The organism is Nocardia sp. IBHARD005, assembly GCF_052814245.1.
The window spans coordinates 967907-980548 of sequence record NZ_CP199935.1 but is presented as its reverse complement, the minus strand read 5'-3'; the positions used below and the strand labels follow the sequence as shown (position 1 = coordinate 980548).

The window sequence follows — 12642 nt, the reverse complement described above, 5'->3', positions numbered from 1 at the left end:
TGGAAGCGAGGACAGATTATGCGTAAATCTTTAATGAAATCGGCAGCCTTTGCAGCATTTTCATCGGTGTTGGTGACGGGCTGCGGCTCAGAGGTCGGTGGAACAGCGCTCGCTGGCGAAATCGATGTCCGCACGCTCGACGTCGGCAAGTATCCGACGCTTCCAGTGAGCGCGTATTACGAGTACAAGAACAGCTTCACGAACGGCCAGGCTCTTGCATCTATGCGTCTCGCAGACAATCTAGTGCTCGGAACCGAGGTGGATCCGAAACTGAAGTACGGGGCTTGGGACTCGTTCGCTCCCGAACGCTTGCCTTACGCGATGGGCAACAGACTCCAGCCGATACTCAAAGAGCACCGAATGTTGTACGGGTTCAGCACTGCAAGCTCAGACAAAGAGTATTTTACCGGGTTCGCCTTGGCTCCCGGCGACGATGAGCTCGCAGATATCCAACGCTCGCTTCAGCCGACCTATTTCGGCATTCGTGTAATGCAGTTTCCCAATCAGGTTGCTGCGGCGCGCGCTGCTGAGTCGATCGAGTCCTTGGATTTTTCGGTTGCCCCCGACCAGAATCAAAAAGTATCCCTCGACAAGTACCCAGCCGCCCAAGCGCATTGGCGTCCAGGCATCCCCACGATGGCTGTAACCATTGCGCGAGGCAGTTATGCGGCAATCCTGAATGTGGGTGTTCCATCACCCGATTTGGCACAACTGAAAGATCTCGCAGATAGAGTTCTCGACATCCAATTGCCAGCATTAGACAAACTGCCACCGCTCACACCGATGGAAATTCTTATGCTCGACAACGATCCCGCCCGCCTTTTGGAACGCGCGCTCAACCGCGAACAGTTGGGCGGCCCAGAAACCAATCGGTCGGCATCGTACGGTCTCAAAGGTTTCCTGCATGTCCGACGAGATGAACAGGAGCACCAGGCCCTCTACCAGGAGAACGGGGTAGAGCACGTCGGAATCGGCTGGGAAGCAACTGTTTTTCGAGCACGCGATACCCTCTCCGCTGAGAAGTTTCAAACTGGTTTGTTCGAGGGACCTCGATTCGGACCAGCAGCCCCGCCTACCGCAGTACCCAATACTACGTGCATCGAGAACAAAGTTACGTCCAGTGACACCAAGCGGTTCTCATGCTCGGTCCGCTACCGTCAATACGTAGCGGTCGTCAGCAGTCACCAGATCAATGACGCCTACCAGCGTGCAGCGGCGCAGTACGCCGTCTTAGCTAATGCCCAATAGCACGCGATCTTGGCAAACAGCCAGTAGAAGCGTAACGAGCAACTACTGAACGAGTTCGGGCCCCTGCACAAACTGTGCAGGGGCCCGAACCAGTTCGAGATCAGAACAGGCCAGCGAGTGCCTTGTCCTTGTCCTGAAGCTCGGAGTTACCCTTGTCGACCAGACGACCGGCGCCCTGAAGGGTCTCGGTCAGCTGCTGTACGTGCTGGTTCCACGTGGTCTGGTAGGCAACGACGGCTTCCTTGGCCTGGCCGCCCTGGGCCTGGAAGAAGGCGTCGACCTGCCGGTGGAAATCCTGGAGGTCATTGGCAAGCGCCTCACCATCGGCGACGAGCTTCTTGGCGTTCTCGGCGACGCCATCAAAGTTGGCAGAAATCACACTAGACATGGGGATTTATCCTTTCGGAGTAGGAGAGATACCGGATTAGACTGCGGGAAGATCCAGGCTGGACATCTGCGCATCAACCTGACCCTTGAAGGCCACGTCGTGATCGGTCAGAGTCCCACTCATCTTCCGCAGATTCTCTGACGTCTGCATGAGCTGATCGTTCATCTTGTCGGCCTGGAAGTAGAACCGCTCCATGAACGCGTTGAATGCATCACGTGCAGCACCCTGCCAGTTGGACCCGGTGGTGATGCCGTCTTCGAGTGCCTTGAGCGCCTTGATCGCAGCCGCGATCTCGTCGTGGCGCTGGACGAACCGTGCGACCTCTGAATCGAGGCCGTCGATTTCGGTAGTGAAGTTCGTAGTCGTCATTGCACTGCTCCCTGCTCACGGCCAACGTCGCGGGTCGGTTTGGCCTCGTTCATATAGTTGGACGCGCGCGGTGCCCGATCGGTTCCATCGATTCGAAAAAACCTTGGCGCACGGTCGCGGTAGCCCCCGTTGTCAGCATGTAGGTGCGCGTCGAAGACAGGACCACATGGTCAGAGGCATGTACGGGGCCGACTGGTACGGCCTCGGACTTGACGTTCTGCACGTCGTTCATATCTCCCCCCGTTACTCCCCTGGCGTGTGTCCGGCTCCGTAGTGCACGAGCCAACGAGGCCACCTTAGCTGAACCCCCGCTTTCGCCGCTACGGCTCTTCTCCCTGACATCACGCGCTGGAGGTGGTGCGCCGCTCTGAACACAGACCCGTCAAGGGTGCAGACCCCGCCGGACTGCGCGGTGGTCCGCAGAGCTACCTCCGGCCTGTAGTACGCGGCATCGAAATATCCTCTACAGCAACAATTCCCGTCAGCCGCCTGGACATCGCACTGTCGATCAAGACCTCCGTCACCGCCCGTCGCGGCGACCACTTGGCCATCACATGTGTCGTTGCAAGAAACTTTGCATGTTCGCGTGACATGTAAAGAAATCGCCGGAAACTTTACATATCACCTCGGGGCGAGGCCGCTATGGCTATGCCGAACCCCACAGTCTTGATCAACACGATGACACGAGGGCTGACCACATCGACGGCGGTGCGGGTGTGCAGCACGATCAAGATCGGAGCTCGAGGCCGTGCTGTTCGAACAGCCGTAGTACCGGATCGCCACAGTCATCGCTGCAACGTCTCTCGCCCCACCGCGACCAGTTGGCTCAGCGGGCCGGCCGCGGCTGGGATGTTGCAGGACGAGCGAATCGGGCGGGACCGGGTATTCATAGTCCGTGAGTTTCTTGCAGTTGCTCACCCGGCCGTGGGCCGACTGATCCCCGTCAGAACCCCGCGCGCTCGAGATACTTCAAGGCCGAGTCTTTGTCTTTGAAGCCCGACATCGAGGTGTAGAGCCTCGTCGCGGTGTTGAAGGTCTCCACTGTGGCGCCGCCGCCTGGGATGGTGTCGTCGACGCGGAACTTCTTCTCGCCCTTGTCGATCAACCACTCCGGGTGCTGACTGCTCCACATACGCAGTAGCTTGTCCGGGTTGGTGTCGAGCCAGGCGATCGGGTAGCGGTCGATGTCGACGGCGGTTCGCAGGAGTCCCACTGTCAGGCTGTTCTTCGCCGGCACCGTGAACACCACTCTTACCGCGTACGGGTCGTTGCCGATCGGAGCCTTCTCGGTGATGTTGTTGACCGCGACGACTTCACGCAGAGGTGCCGGCAGCGCCTCCAGGACAGCCTTGGCGTCTGTCGAAACAGGTTGCGGGGCAGCTTTGCTCGATGGCGGCACCGCCTTGGAGGTGCTCTTTGCGGAGGTGGGAGCCGAGGGCGCTTCCTGGACTGCCGACGAGGATGCTGCGACCGTACCGGCTTCGGCGTCTCCTCCACTGGAGACCGCGACAACCCCGACCACCAGCGCACCGATCACAACAACAACGCCGCCGACCAACACGAGCGGCGACTTCCACCACGGGTTCCGCTGCGGAGGCTGGGGCGACCATCCCTGCTGCGGTGGCTGACCCCACCCCTATCGAAGAAACCCTCGCCTGAGCGTCGGCTACGGGCTGATGCGGATGCCGCTCAGGGTCAGGTGGGCCGGTTTGCCGCAGATCTCTACGTCGTCGGAGCGTGATTGCTGCTGCCAACCGGCGGCGCGGGGGCCGAGCTTCCGCAAGGTGTTGTAGGCGTCGTCGGCGGTTTCGCGGGGAAGAAGGTTACGGCGGTGACGGTGGCCGCGGCGAAGGACGGGTTGTCGCCCTCGGTGGTCTCGAAGTGGTGGAATACGAAGCCTCCGCCGCCCTCGACCTCCCGCACCTTCCAGCCCGGGAGTTGTGGGGCATGGATGGTGAAGCCGTCGGGGTGTTCGGTGGTGGCAAATGGGATGCCGGTGGGGCACGACGGGGCGTTCGAGGTCGACAGGTCCGGCGAACTGCAGGCTAGCGTACTGATTACCGGCAGCGCTGCGAGGAGCGTGCGTTTCATTGGCCTACGCGCACCGCTCCGACGACCTGCTCGCAAGCGGACATCACACCGTCCCAACCGTTTTCGGCATGCTGGCAGCCGATGCTGACCTGGACTCCGCGTTCGACCAATACCTGCCATCGGACGGTGGACCCGTCTGCGGGGTGTTCTTCGTAGGCAAGGCCGGGGCGGCCGGCGAAGACTACGTCTCGGCGGACGGGGGTGACTGTTCCAGCGGGTTTTTTGGCGATTTGGGCGGTGAGGGTGGCGGCGACCTCGTCGTAGCCCGCGCCTGCCGAGACCGGTTGCTGGGTGATAGTGATGCGTTGGCGGGTGGCGTCGTCGGGGGCCAGGTCGGTGCGGGTCTCGGTGGCGGTGGTGCTGTGCCAGCCCGACGGGATGGTGACGACAACTCTGCCGAGGGTTTGGGGAGCGGGTTGGGGTTTGGGCTTCGAAGATATCGTCGGCGGTTTGGCGGCCGAGGTAGGAGCCGGTGGGGCTGTGGTGGTGGTCGCGACGGCGGCGGTGGCTTCCTGGTGGCTGGACCCGAACAGCAAGAAACCGCCGATTGCTGCTGCGGCGACGACCGCGACCAGTGCTGCGGCGCCGAGATAGAGCGGGCGGCGGTCGACCGGGTTGGTGGCCGCGGCGCGCTCGCGCAGGGGTTGCATCCACTCGGCGGCTGGCGGGATGGTCGGGGTGTAGGCCGGAGCCTTCTGGACGGGGCGGGCCAGATCCGTTCCCGTCAAAGGGCTCACGACTACTCCTGCGCCGAAGACACCTTCGACGACTGCGGTGACCGCTGCCAGCACGGCCGGGTCGGTGGTTCCGAACACCTGGACGACGTCGACGGGGCACTCGGTCAGCAGGCGGCCCAGTAGCACCGCCAGGTGGCCGAAGCCTTCCTCATCGGCGAGCTCAGAGGCGGCGAGGTTGGGTTCCACCTCGACCGCCCCGACATGCGTGCCATTGATGTCGTAGATGACCGACGACGCGGAGGTCGACAGCATCCCGAACTCGATGATCACCGTGCGGCGGCTACGGCTGGCGGTGACATCGATCGCGGAGGCTCGTAGCGCGCACGTCTCGAACTCGACCTCGTGCGTGAACTGCCCAGCGGCAGTACCGAAGAGGTCGAGTTCGGGCTGACCCCACGAGGTGGGGTGCACTACGACTATCCGCTCGCACAACGGCGTGACACGCAGGGAGTCCATGATTGCCCCGAGCACCGCGGACAGCGCCTGGCCCACCGTCGGCATCCGAGGTGGCAACGCGATCACACCGCCAGCCACGTACTGCACCGCTGAAACCGCCTGGGTGGGCGGGGTCAACGGTTCGCCGACGACCAGATCGGAACCGTTGCTGCCCAACATGATCGACGGCGCGACGTCCCAGTGGGTGGTCGTGCCGCGCGCCCATATCTTGGCTTCGCTGACAACCAGCTCGACGACGGTCATTCCGCTTGCGGCATCCAGGCGGTCTGGACCAGGCCCTCGGAATTTCGCGTGACGAACGTGCCACGCCCGGGCGGCTTGGGGCCGGGGCGGGTGGTACCGACCATGACACCTTCGTCTTTGCTGCAGCTCATCACCAGGGCGGCCGAACCGAGGTCCTTCATCCGCGCCAGCGTCGCCTCGTACATGGCGCGGCTGGCACCACCGGAGCGGCGAGCGATGATCAGGTGGAAGCCGAGGTCGCGGGCGTGCGGCAGATGCTCGACGAGTGCGGCGACCGGGTTGCCCGATGAGGTAGCGACCAGGTCGTAGTCGTCGACGAGCACATACAGCTCGGGGCCGGTCCACCACGAACGCTCACGCAGCTGCTGTGGCGTCACCTCCGGACCGGGGGTCCGCTTGGCGACATATGCCGCGAGATCGGCCATGTTCTGGGTGAATTGCGGTGCGGTGGAACCGTATCCTGCCTGGTACCCCTCGGGGATGATGCCCAGCATCGAGCGGCGGTAGTCGCCGACGATGAAGCGCGCCTCGTTCGGGGTGTTCGACGCCGCGATGCCCTCGATGATCGAGCGCAGCAGCGTGGTCTTCCCGGACTCGGAGTCACCGATGATGATGAAGTGCGGGCTCTCCGCGAAGTCGATGTAGACCGGGGCGAGCTCGGCCTCGTTGATACCGATCGGGATGCGCATGCACTTGGTCGAGGGATCGACGCGCGAGGGCCAGTTGCCTGCCAGGTACAGCAGCTGTTCGCGGGGCAGACTGTCGGGCAGCATGCGGACCTGCGGTGCGGGACGTCCCGGTGTCATCCGGGCGATCGTCTCCACGGCGCTCGCCACAGCCTGACCCAGGTTCGACGGATCGGCAGAACCGTCGATCCGCGGCAACGCGGTGAGCATATGCAGGCACTCGGCGGTCATACCGCGACCCGGCCGACCCTGCGGAACCAGCGACGCGAACTTACGGCCGAGGTCGGAATCCATCGGGTCACCGAGGCGAAGCTCGATGCGGGTGCCGATCTGGTCTTTGAGCGCCGGCCGGGCTTCCGCCCAGCGGGCGAGCGCGATCACCACGTGCACGCCATACGAAAGACCCTGCACCGCAAGGTTCATGATGACTTGCTCGAGCGCGTCGAAGTCCTGACGGATCGAGCCGTAGCCGTCGATCACCAGGAACACATCACCGAACGGATCCTCGTGCGCGCCCGCCGCGGCCGGGCTGGAGGCCGGGTCCATCGAACGCAGGCGACGGAACTCGACCATCGACTCGATGCCGAGCTGACGGAACTTCGCCTCACGGGTGCGCACGATCGTGGTCATCTCGGCGACGGTGCGGCGGACCTGGTCCTCGTCGAGACGGCTGGCCACCGAACCGACGTGCGGCAGGCCGAGCAGGCTGGTCATCGTGCCGCCACCGAAGTCGAGGCAGTAGAACTGCACCTGCTCGGCGGTGTGTGTCAACGCCATCGCCATGATCATCGAACGCAGGGCGGTCGACTTGCCCGACTGCGGGCCACCGACGATCGCGACGTTGCCTCGTGAACCCGACAGGTCGACGACGAACGGGTCGCGACGCTGGTCGTAGGGGCGGTCGACGATGCCCATGGGGGCACGCAGGGTGGCGATCGCGGAGTACTCGCCGGTGAGGATCGAGCGCGGCACAAGCTGATCCATCGTCGGCGCTTCGTCGAGCGGCGGCAGCCAGATCTCATGGGCGGGCCTGCCGTGGCCCGAGATGCGCGAGACCAGCATGTTCAGGTTCGACATCTGCTCGTTCTCGTCGCCGACCGGCTCCGGCTCGAACTCGGCCTCCACCGGCAGCGGGACCCGATCGGCGGCACGGAAGCCGACGTGGGTCGCGGCGAAAGGCCGGGCGTTGACGTCGATTTCACCGCCGACGATGCCCGCGCTGGTGACCTCACGTGCCGATCCACCACCGACATACGCACCTGACACATACGAGGCCTGAAAGCGCTGGATCTCACCCGAGTCGGACTTGAGGTAACCGCCGCCGGGGGTGCTCGGCAGGTTGTAGGCGTCGGGGACGCCGAGGACCTGGCGGGACTCGTTGGCGGAGAAGGTCTTCAGGCCGATGCGGTAGGACAGGTGCGATTCCAGGCCCTTGAGCTTGCCTTCCTCCAGACGCTGCGAGGCGAGCAGGAGGTGGACCTGTAGCGAGCGTCCGAGGCGGCCGATCATCACGAACAGTTCCGCGAAGTCGGGGTGCTGGGTGAGCAGTTCGGAGAACTCGTCGAGCACGACGAACAGCGCGGGCAGCGGGTCAAGGTCGGCGCCTGCCGCGCGGGCCTTCTCGTATTCGGAGACGTTGGCGAAGTTACCCGCCTGGCGCAGGACTTCCTGGCGGCGGTTCATCTCGCCCGCCAGTGCGTCCTTCATACGGTCGACGAGGTCGGCTTCGTCCTCGAGGTTGGTGATGACCGCGGCGACGTGTGGGACGCCGTCGAGGCCGAGGAAGGTCGCGCCACCCTTGAAGTCGACCAGCACCAGGTTGAGCTGGTCGGGCGAGTGGGTGGCGAGCAGGCTGAGCACCAGGGTGCGCAGGAATTCCGACTTACCGGAACCGGTCGCGCCGATGCACAGGCCGTGTGGGCCCATGCCGTTCTCGGCGGCTTCCTTGATGTCGAGTTCCACCGGGGCACCGTCGGCGCCGATGCCGAACGGCACGCGCAGACGCTCGCGGCCGTAGCGGGGACGCCAGGCGCTGGCCGGGTTGAAGTTACCGATATCGCCCAGGCTCATCAGCTGCGACCAGGTGGAGATCGTCTCGGTCTCGTCGGTCTCGACGTCGCTGCTGCGCTGGGTGGCCGCGCGGTAGGGCGCGAGCCTGCGGGCGAGCTGCTGGGCCTGCTCGGCGCTGACGCGGTCGATGGTGGCGAAGCGTTCCTGGTTGCCGGTGGCGCCACGGCCGAGGCACTCGCCGTCTTCGACGACCATCTTGATGCCGCGTGAAACGGCAAGGCGCGGTGCGTAATTGCACAGGTCGATGATGGTGACACCCTCGTACCCGGACTCGCGCAGCTGGTCGTCCTCGGCCTCGAGCAGACCGCCGTCGACGACGATCACCACGTGCACCATGTTCGGGTTGTTCGGCTGGTTACGCGAGTAACGCACCCGGTTGCCGAGCAGTGGATGCAGGCCGCTCATGGCCTCGCGGATGGAGCCGTAGAACATGCGCTGGGTGCCGATGCCGTCCTGCACCTCGGGGTGCTGGGTGTGGGGAAGCCACTTGGTCCACTCCCACTCCCGGGCGGTGTCCGGGCCGCAGACCACGGCGACGAGCACCTGGTCGGGCGCCTGGAACATGCACAGCTGCAACAACATCGCGCGCGTCATGTCGCGCGCCTGGGCGCGGTCGCCGTCAAGGGCGACGGTGCCGAAGCCCTTTACCGCGATGGCGGTCGGCAGGTCGGGGACCGTGGAATGCGCGCGCACGAAACGGCGCAGCGACACCGCGGCGATGGGCTCGAGTTCTTCGACGGGGCCGGTTTCGGGGGCCACCAGCCTGGTCGCCAGACGCTGACCGCCGAGGCCGATGCGCGCGTGGCAGAAATCCTTGTCGCCGGAGCGGCGCTCCCACATCCGGCTGGTGCCGGCGAGCATCCAGATCAGGCCGGGCTCGGGGTGGCTCCACTCGACGGCGGCACGCTGCTGCTTGGCGGTCTCGTCGACATCCTTACGGACCTGATCGAGGTAGCGCAGGTAGTCCTTGCGGTCCTCGTTGGCCTCGGCCGCCTTGGCGCCCTTGCCACCACCCTGTCCGAACATGGTGACCATCGACATGATCATCATCATCGGGAACATCATCGACATCGGGTTGGACAGCATGCCGCTGCCCTGGGTGAACATCAGCGCCATCATGCCGACCATGCCGACCACCATCACGACGGGCATCAGCTTCTGCAGCAGGTTGCCCGGGGTGATCCGCGGGATCTCCGGCGGCGGCTGCAAGGTGACCTCGCCACCCGGTGTACGCGGCATCTCGCGCCGGGCACGGCGCTGGAACCTGACGGTGCTCATGGTCGAAGACTCCCCCTGCTTGACTACTCGCTGTCCTTCGTCGCGACGGGCTCAGTGTAGAGGTCGCGGCCGACATGTCGTATGGTTCGTCAGGCATTCTGCTGTCCGAACGGTGGGTTCCGCAAACTGTCGACCTTCTGAGCGGTCGAGCGGAAACACGAGGTAGAGACGGAACTGGGGGAGTTTTGACGCACGCGCGACTCGATCATGTGGAAGAGGACTCCGCACGCGGCATCGTTCGCGCGCCGGACCTTGCCCGAGTAACCATCCTGGCCAAGCACACGCAGGTAGACATGGCTATTCCAGTCGATGTACCGGTTGCCCTGGTCATTCCCAGCGTGGTCGACATGGTCGCGCAGCACAGCCGGTCGAATGATTTCGACAACGACGGCGAACGCTACGAGCCTGCCGAATGGGTGCTCGCGCGCATCGGCCACCCACCGTTCTCGAACTCGCTGAGCCTCGGCGAACAAGGCGTGCGCGACGGCGAGCTGCTCATGCTGGAGAGCGCCTCGCACGCGGCGCCGACGCCACTGTTCGACGACATCATGTACAACGTCGCGGTCGCCGACGCCGAGCACTACCGCAGCTGGACGCCGAAGACGGCCCGCATCACCGGTTCGGTGCTCGCCGCGCTCACCATGCTGGTGGGCTGCTTCGGCCTGCTGGCCGCGCCGGACGCGTTGCCGTTCTGGGTTTCCGGGTCGCTGGCGCTGTTCGTCTCGATCCTCTGTGTGGTGGCGGGCACCGTGCTGAGCCGCATGTACCGCGACGCCTCGGCCGCGCTGGTGCTCGGTGGCTGTGCGCTGCCGACCGCGTTCACCGGCGGCATGCTGCTGGTCCCCGATCACTACGGCGCGGCGCATCTGCTGCTCGGATTCGCACTGCTCGGCGCCATCGCGGTGCTCGCTTGGCGGGTCACCGGCATCGGCCTTGCGCTGTTCATCGGGGCGGCGACCGTCTCGGTGTTCGGCGTACCCGCCGCGCTGGTGGGCTTGCTCACCGATCAGCCGGTCAAGGCGATCGGCGCGGTCGTCGCCGCGCTCGGTTTGGCCGGACTGTCACTCTCGCCACGTGTTTCGATGCTGCTGGCCAAGCTGCCGCTGCCGCCGGTCCCCTCCCCCGGCACCCCGATCGACCCGACCGAGGACGATCCGGACGACCACCGCGCCCTGCCGACCCTCGACGCACTGCGCGCGCGGTCGGAGCGGGCCCGTAACTACCTCGCCGGCCTGGTCAGCGCGACCACGCTGGTCACCGTCGCCGGCGCGCTGCTGGCGATCAACGCCGGTGCCGAGGATCCCTACTGGCCGGGTATCTCGATGGCGCTGGTGTGCGCGGTGGTGCTGATGTTCCGCAGCCGCACCTACGCGGGCGCCGAACAGGCCATCGTGCTGATCGCGGGTGGCTCGGCGATCGTGCTGATGATGCTGATCGGCGTCGCAGTCGAAATGCGCCAGCCCCTGGTCGTTTTCGGCGCCGCGCTGGTGATTCTGATCTCGGCGCTGGTGATGGGCTTGATCGTGCCGAACCAGTCCGCGACCCCGCCGATGCGCCGGGCCGTCGAGCTGCTGGAGTACGGGTTCGTCGCCGCGGTGCTGCCGCTGGTGTTCTGGGTCGCCGATCTCTACTCGCTGGTTCGCGGGCTGTGAGGCTCGGCTTTCGACTGACGGCCGTTGCTCTGGTCGTCGGGCTGAACGCCGGATTCGGCCTGTACGGCACCGCACACGCGGATCGGCCGCCTGCGATCGATCCCGGGATGCTGCCCGCTGGTGATCCGGCCGCGCCGCCGGACAAGACCGAAAAAGGCAGCGGTGCGAACGGCTTGTGTTTCCGCACGCAGGCGAGTAACTCGCTCGCGGTCATTCCGACCAGCCAGCGTTCGCTCGACCTCGACCGTGCGTGGCAATTCTCCCGTGGCGCAGGACAACTCGTCGCGGTGATCGACACCGGCGTACAACCGCATCCCCGGCTGCCCGACCTGTGGGCTGGCGGCGATTACGTGGCCGCCGGGGGCAACGGCACCGAGGACTGCGATGTGCACGGCACGGTGGTCGCCGGGATCATCGGGGCGACTCAGGTCGAGGGCCACGGCTTTTCCGGTGTCGCACCCGAGTCACGGATTCTCAGCATTCGCCAGACCAGCTCGCTATACCAAACCGAGGGCGCCGGGCGGGACAAGACGCCCGAAGACCGTCCCGATGGCTACGGAAAGGTCTCCTCACTCGCGAGTGCCATCGTGCGTGCGGCCGATTTCGGCGCCAGCGTGATAAACATCTCTCTGGTCTCGTGTTTGCCTGCTTCCCCAGCGGACGTGCCCGCGTTCCGTGCGCTTGGTGCGGCGGTGCGATATGCGGCGGTCGAACGGGACGCGGTGATCATCAGCGCGGCGGGCAACACCGACGATGCCTGCAAGTCAAGCAATCCCGGCACCGACCCGCTCAAGCCGACACAGGATCTCTGGAGCACGATCCGGACCTACGTAAATCCTGCCTGGTACGACGACTACGTGCTGTCGGTCGGCGCGATCGGCGCGGACGGCGCACCGTCGTCGTTCTCGGTGCCCGGCCCTTGGGTCGGCATTGCCGCACCGGGAGAGGGCATCACCTCGCTCGACGCGAGGACCACCGGCATCTCCGACGGCAAGTACGACAACCAAGGCAAGTACATGGCTTACAGCGGAACGAGTTTCGCCTCGCCCTACGTCGCCGGTGTCGCCGCGCTGGTGCGAGACAGGTTCCCCGATCTGACCGCCAAACAGGTCATACAGCGGCTGCAGGCCACGGCCCACGCACCGGCCGAGGGCTGGAATCCGTACATCGGCTATGGCGCGGTCGACCCCGTCGCGGCGCTGACGAACGAAGTGCCCAAAGAACTTCCGCCGAAGCAGGCCATCCCGGCCCGCAGTCAGCAGCTCGCGGTGCCCGCGCCTCCACCGCCCGCGGACAACACCGCGCGCAATGTGGCCCTGATCGGTTCCGGTGCCATCGGCCTCATCCTGGTCCTCGGCGTGCTGGCGTCGTTCCCGATCCGCCGCAAGTTCGGGATGTCGGCCGACGATCTCTGACCGGGCGAC

9 protein-coding genes are annotated in these 12642 nt (G+C 65.2%); 3 read left to right on the top strand and 6 right to left on the bottom strand.

Features of this window, described 5'->3' with window-relative positions:
• Nucleotides 1–18 precede the first annotated feature (18 nt).
• Entirely contained in the window at nucleotides 19–1248 is a 1230-nt protein-coding gene (locus ACTWPB_RS04455; RefSeq protein WP_446224437.1) for a DUF7373 family lipoprotein, read from the top strand.
• 100 nt (nucleotides 1249–1348) lie between these two features.
• Here ACTWPB_RS04455 and ACTWPB_RS04450 read toward each other — a convergent pair whose 3' ends face one another.
• The 6 genes from ACTWPB_RS04450 to eccCa all read right to left on the bottom strand — a co-directional run bounded on the left by ACTWPB_RS04450 (nucleotide 1349) and on the right by eccCa (nucleotide 9566).
• Nucleotides 1349–1636 (bottom strand): WXG100 family type VII secretion target, encoded by a 288-nt coding sequence (locus ACTWPB_RS04450; RefSeq protein WP_446224436.1) that lies wholly within the window; start codon nucleotides 1634–1636, stop codon nucleotides 1349–1351.
• A 36-nt stretch (nucleotides 1637–1672) separates the two neighbouring features.
• Nucleotides 1673–2005: a WXG100 family type VII secretion target gene (locus tag ACTWPB_RS04445; RefSeq protein WP_446224435.1), complete on the bottom strand. Its 333-nt coding sequence runs from the start codon at nucleotides 2003–2005 to the stop codon at nucleotides 1673–1675.
• A 943-nt stretch (nucleotides 2006–2948) separates the two neighbouring features.
• A complete protein-coding gene (locus tag ACTWPB_RS04440) occupies nucleotides 2949–3566 on the bottom strand; it encodes a hypothetical protein (protein WP_446224434.1) in 618 nt (205 codons plus the stop codon).
• A gap of 161 nt (nucleotides 3567–3727) precedes the next feature.
• On the bottom strand, nucleotides 3728–4096 hold the full coding sequence (locus ACTWPB_RS04435) for a hypothetical protein (RefSeq protein WP_446224433.1): 369 nt from the start codon (nucleotides 4094–4096) through the stop codon (nucleotides 3728–3730).
• Nucleotides 4093–5532, bottom strand: coding sequence for a type VII secretion-associated protein (locus ACTWPB_RS04430; RefSeq protein WP_446224432.1), 1440 nt, complete (start codon nucleotides 5530–5532; stop codon nucleotides 4093–4095). Before ACTWPB_RS04430 ends, ACTWPB_RS04435 begins: the two co-directional genes overlap by 4 nt.
• Nucleotides 5529–9566 (bottom strand): type VII secretion protein EccCa, encoded by a 4038-nt coding sequence (gene eccCa / locus ACTWPB_RS04425; RefSeq protein WP_446224431.1) that lies wholly within the window; start codon nucleotides 9564–9566, stop codon nucleotides 5529–5531. Before eccCa ends, ACTWPB_RS04430 begins: the two co-directional genes overlap by 4 nt.
• 185 nt (nucleotides 9567–9751) lie before the next feature.
• Here eccCa and eccD point away from each other — a divergent pair, with 185 nt between their 5' ends.
• Together eccD and mycP are read left to right on the top strand one after the other, a co-directional pair.
• Entirely contained in the window at nucleotides 9752–11218 is a 1467-nt protein-coding gene (gene eccD / locus ACTWPB_RS04420) for a type VII secretion integral membrane protein EccD (RefSeq protein ID WP_446224430.1), read from the top strand.
• Nucleotides 11215–12633 carry a type VII secretion-associated serine protease mycosin gene (gene mycP, locus ACTWPB_RS04415; RefSeq protein WP_446224429.1) on the top strand — a complete coding sequence of 473 codons (1419 nt, stop codon included), beginning with the start codon at nucleotides 11215–11217 and terminating at the stop codon, nucleotides 12631–12633. Before eccD ends, mycP begins: the two co-directional genes overlap by 4 nt.
• Nucleotides 12634–12642 lie beyond the last annotated feature (9 nt).

Excerpts from the sequence above, each read along its gene's own strand:
- ACTWPB_RS04455 (WP_446224437.1), top strand. The coding sequence starts at position 19 with ATGCGTAAATCTTTAATGAAATCGGCAGCCTTTGCAGCATTTTCATCG.
- ACTWPB_RS04450 (WP_446224436.1), bottom strand. The coding sequence starts at position 1,636 with ATGTCTAGTGTGATTTCTGCCAACTTTGATGGCGTCGCCGAGAACGCC.
- ACTWPB_RS04445 (WP_446224435.1), bottom strand. The coding sequence starts at position 2,005 with ATGACGACTACGAACTTCACTACCGAAATCGACGGCCTCGATTCAGAG.
- ACTWPB_RS04435 (WP_446224433.1), bottom strand. The coding sequence starts at position 4,096 with ATGAAACGCACGCTCCTCGCAGCGCTGCCGGTAATCAGTACGCTAGCC.
- ACTWPB_RS04430 (WP_446224432.1), bottom strand. The coding sequence starts at position 5,532 with ATGACCGTCGTCGAGCTGGTTGTCAGCGAAGCCAAGATATGGGCGCGC.
- eccCa (WP_446224431.1), bottom strand. The coding sequence starts at position 9,566 with ATGAGCACCGTCAGGTTCCAGCGCCGTGCCCGGCGCGAGATGCCGCGT.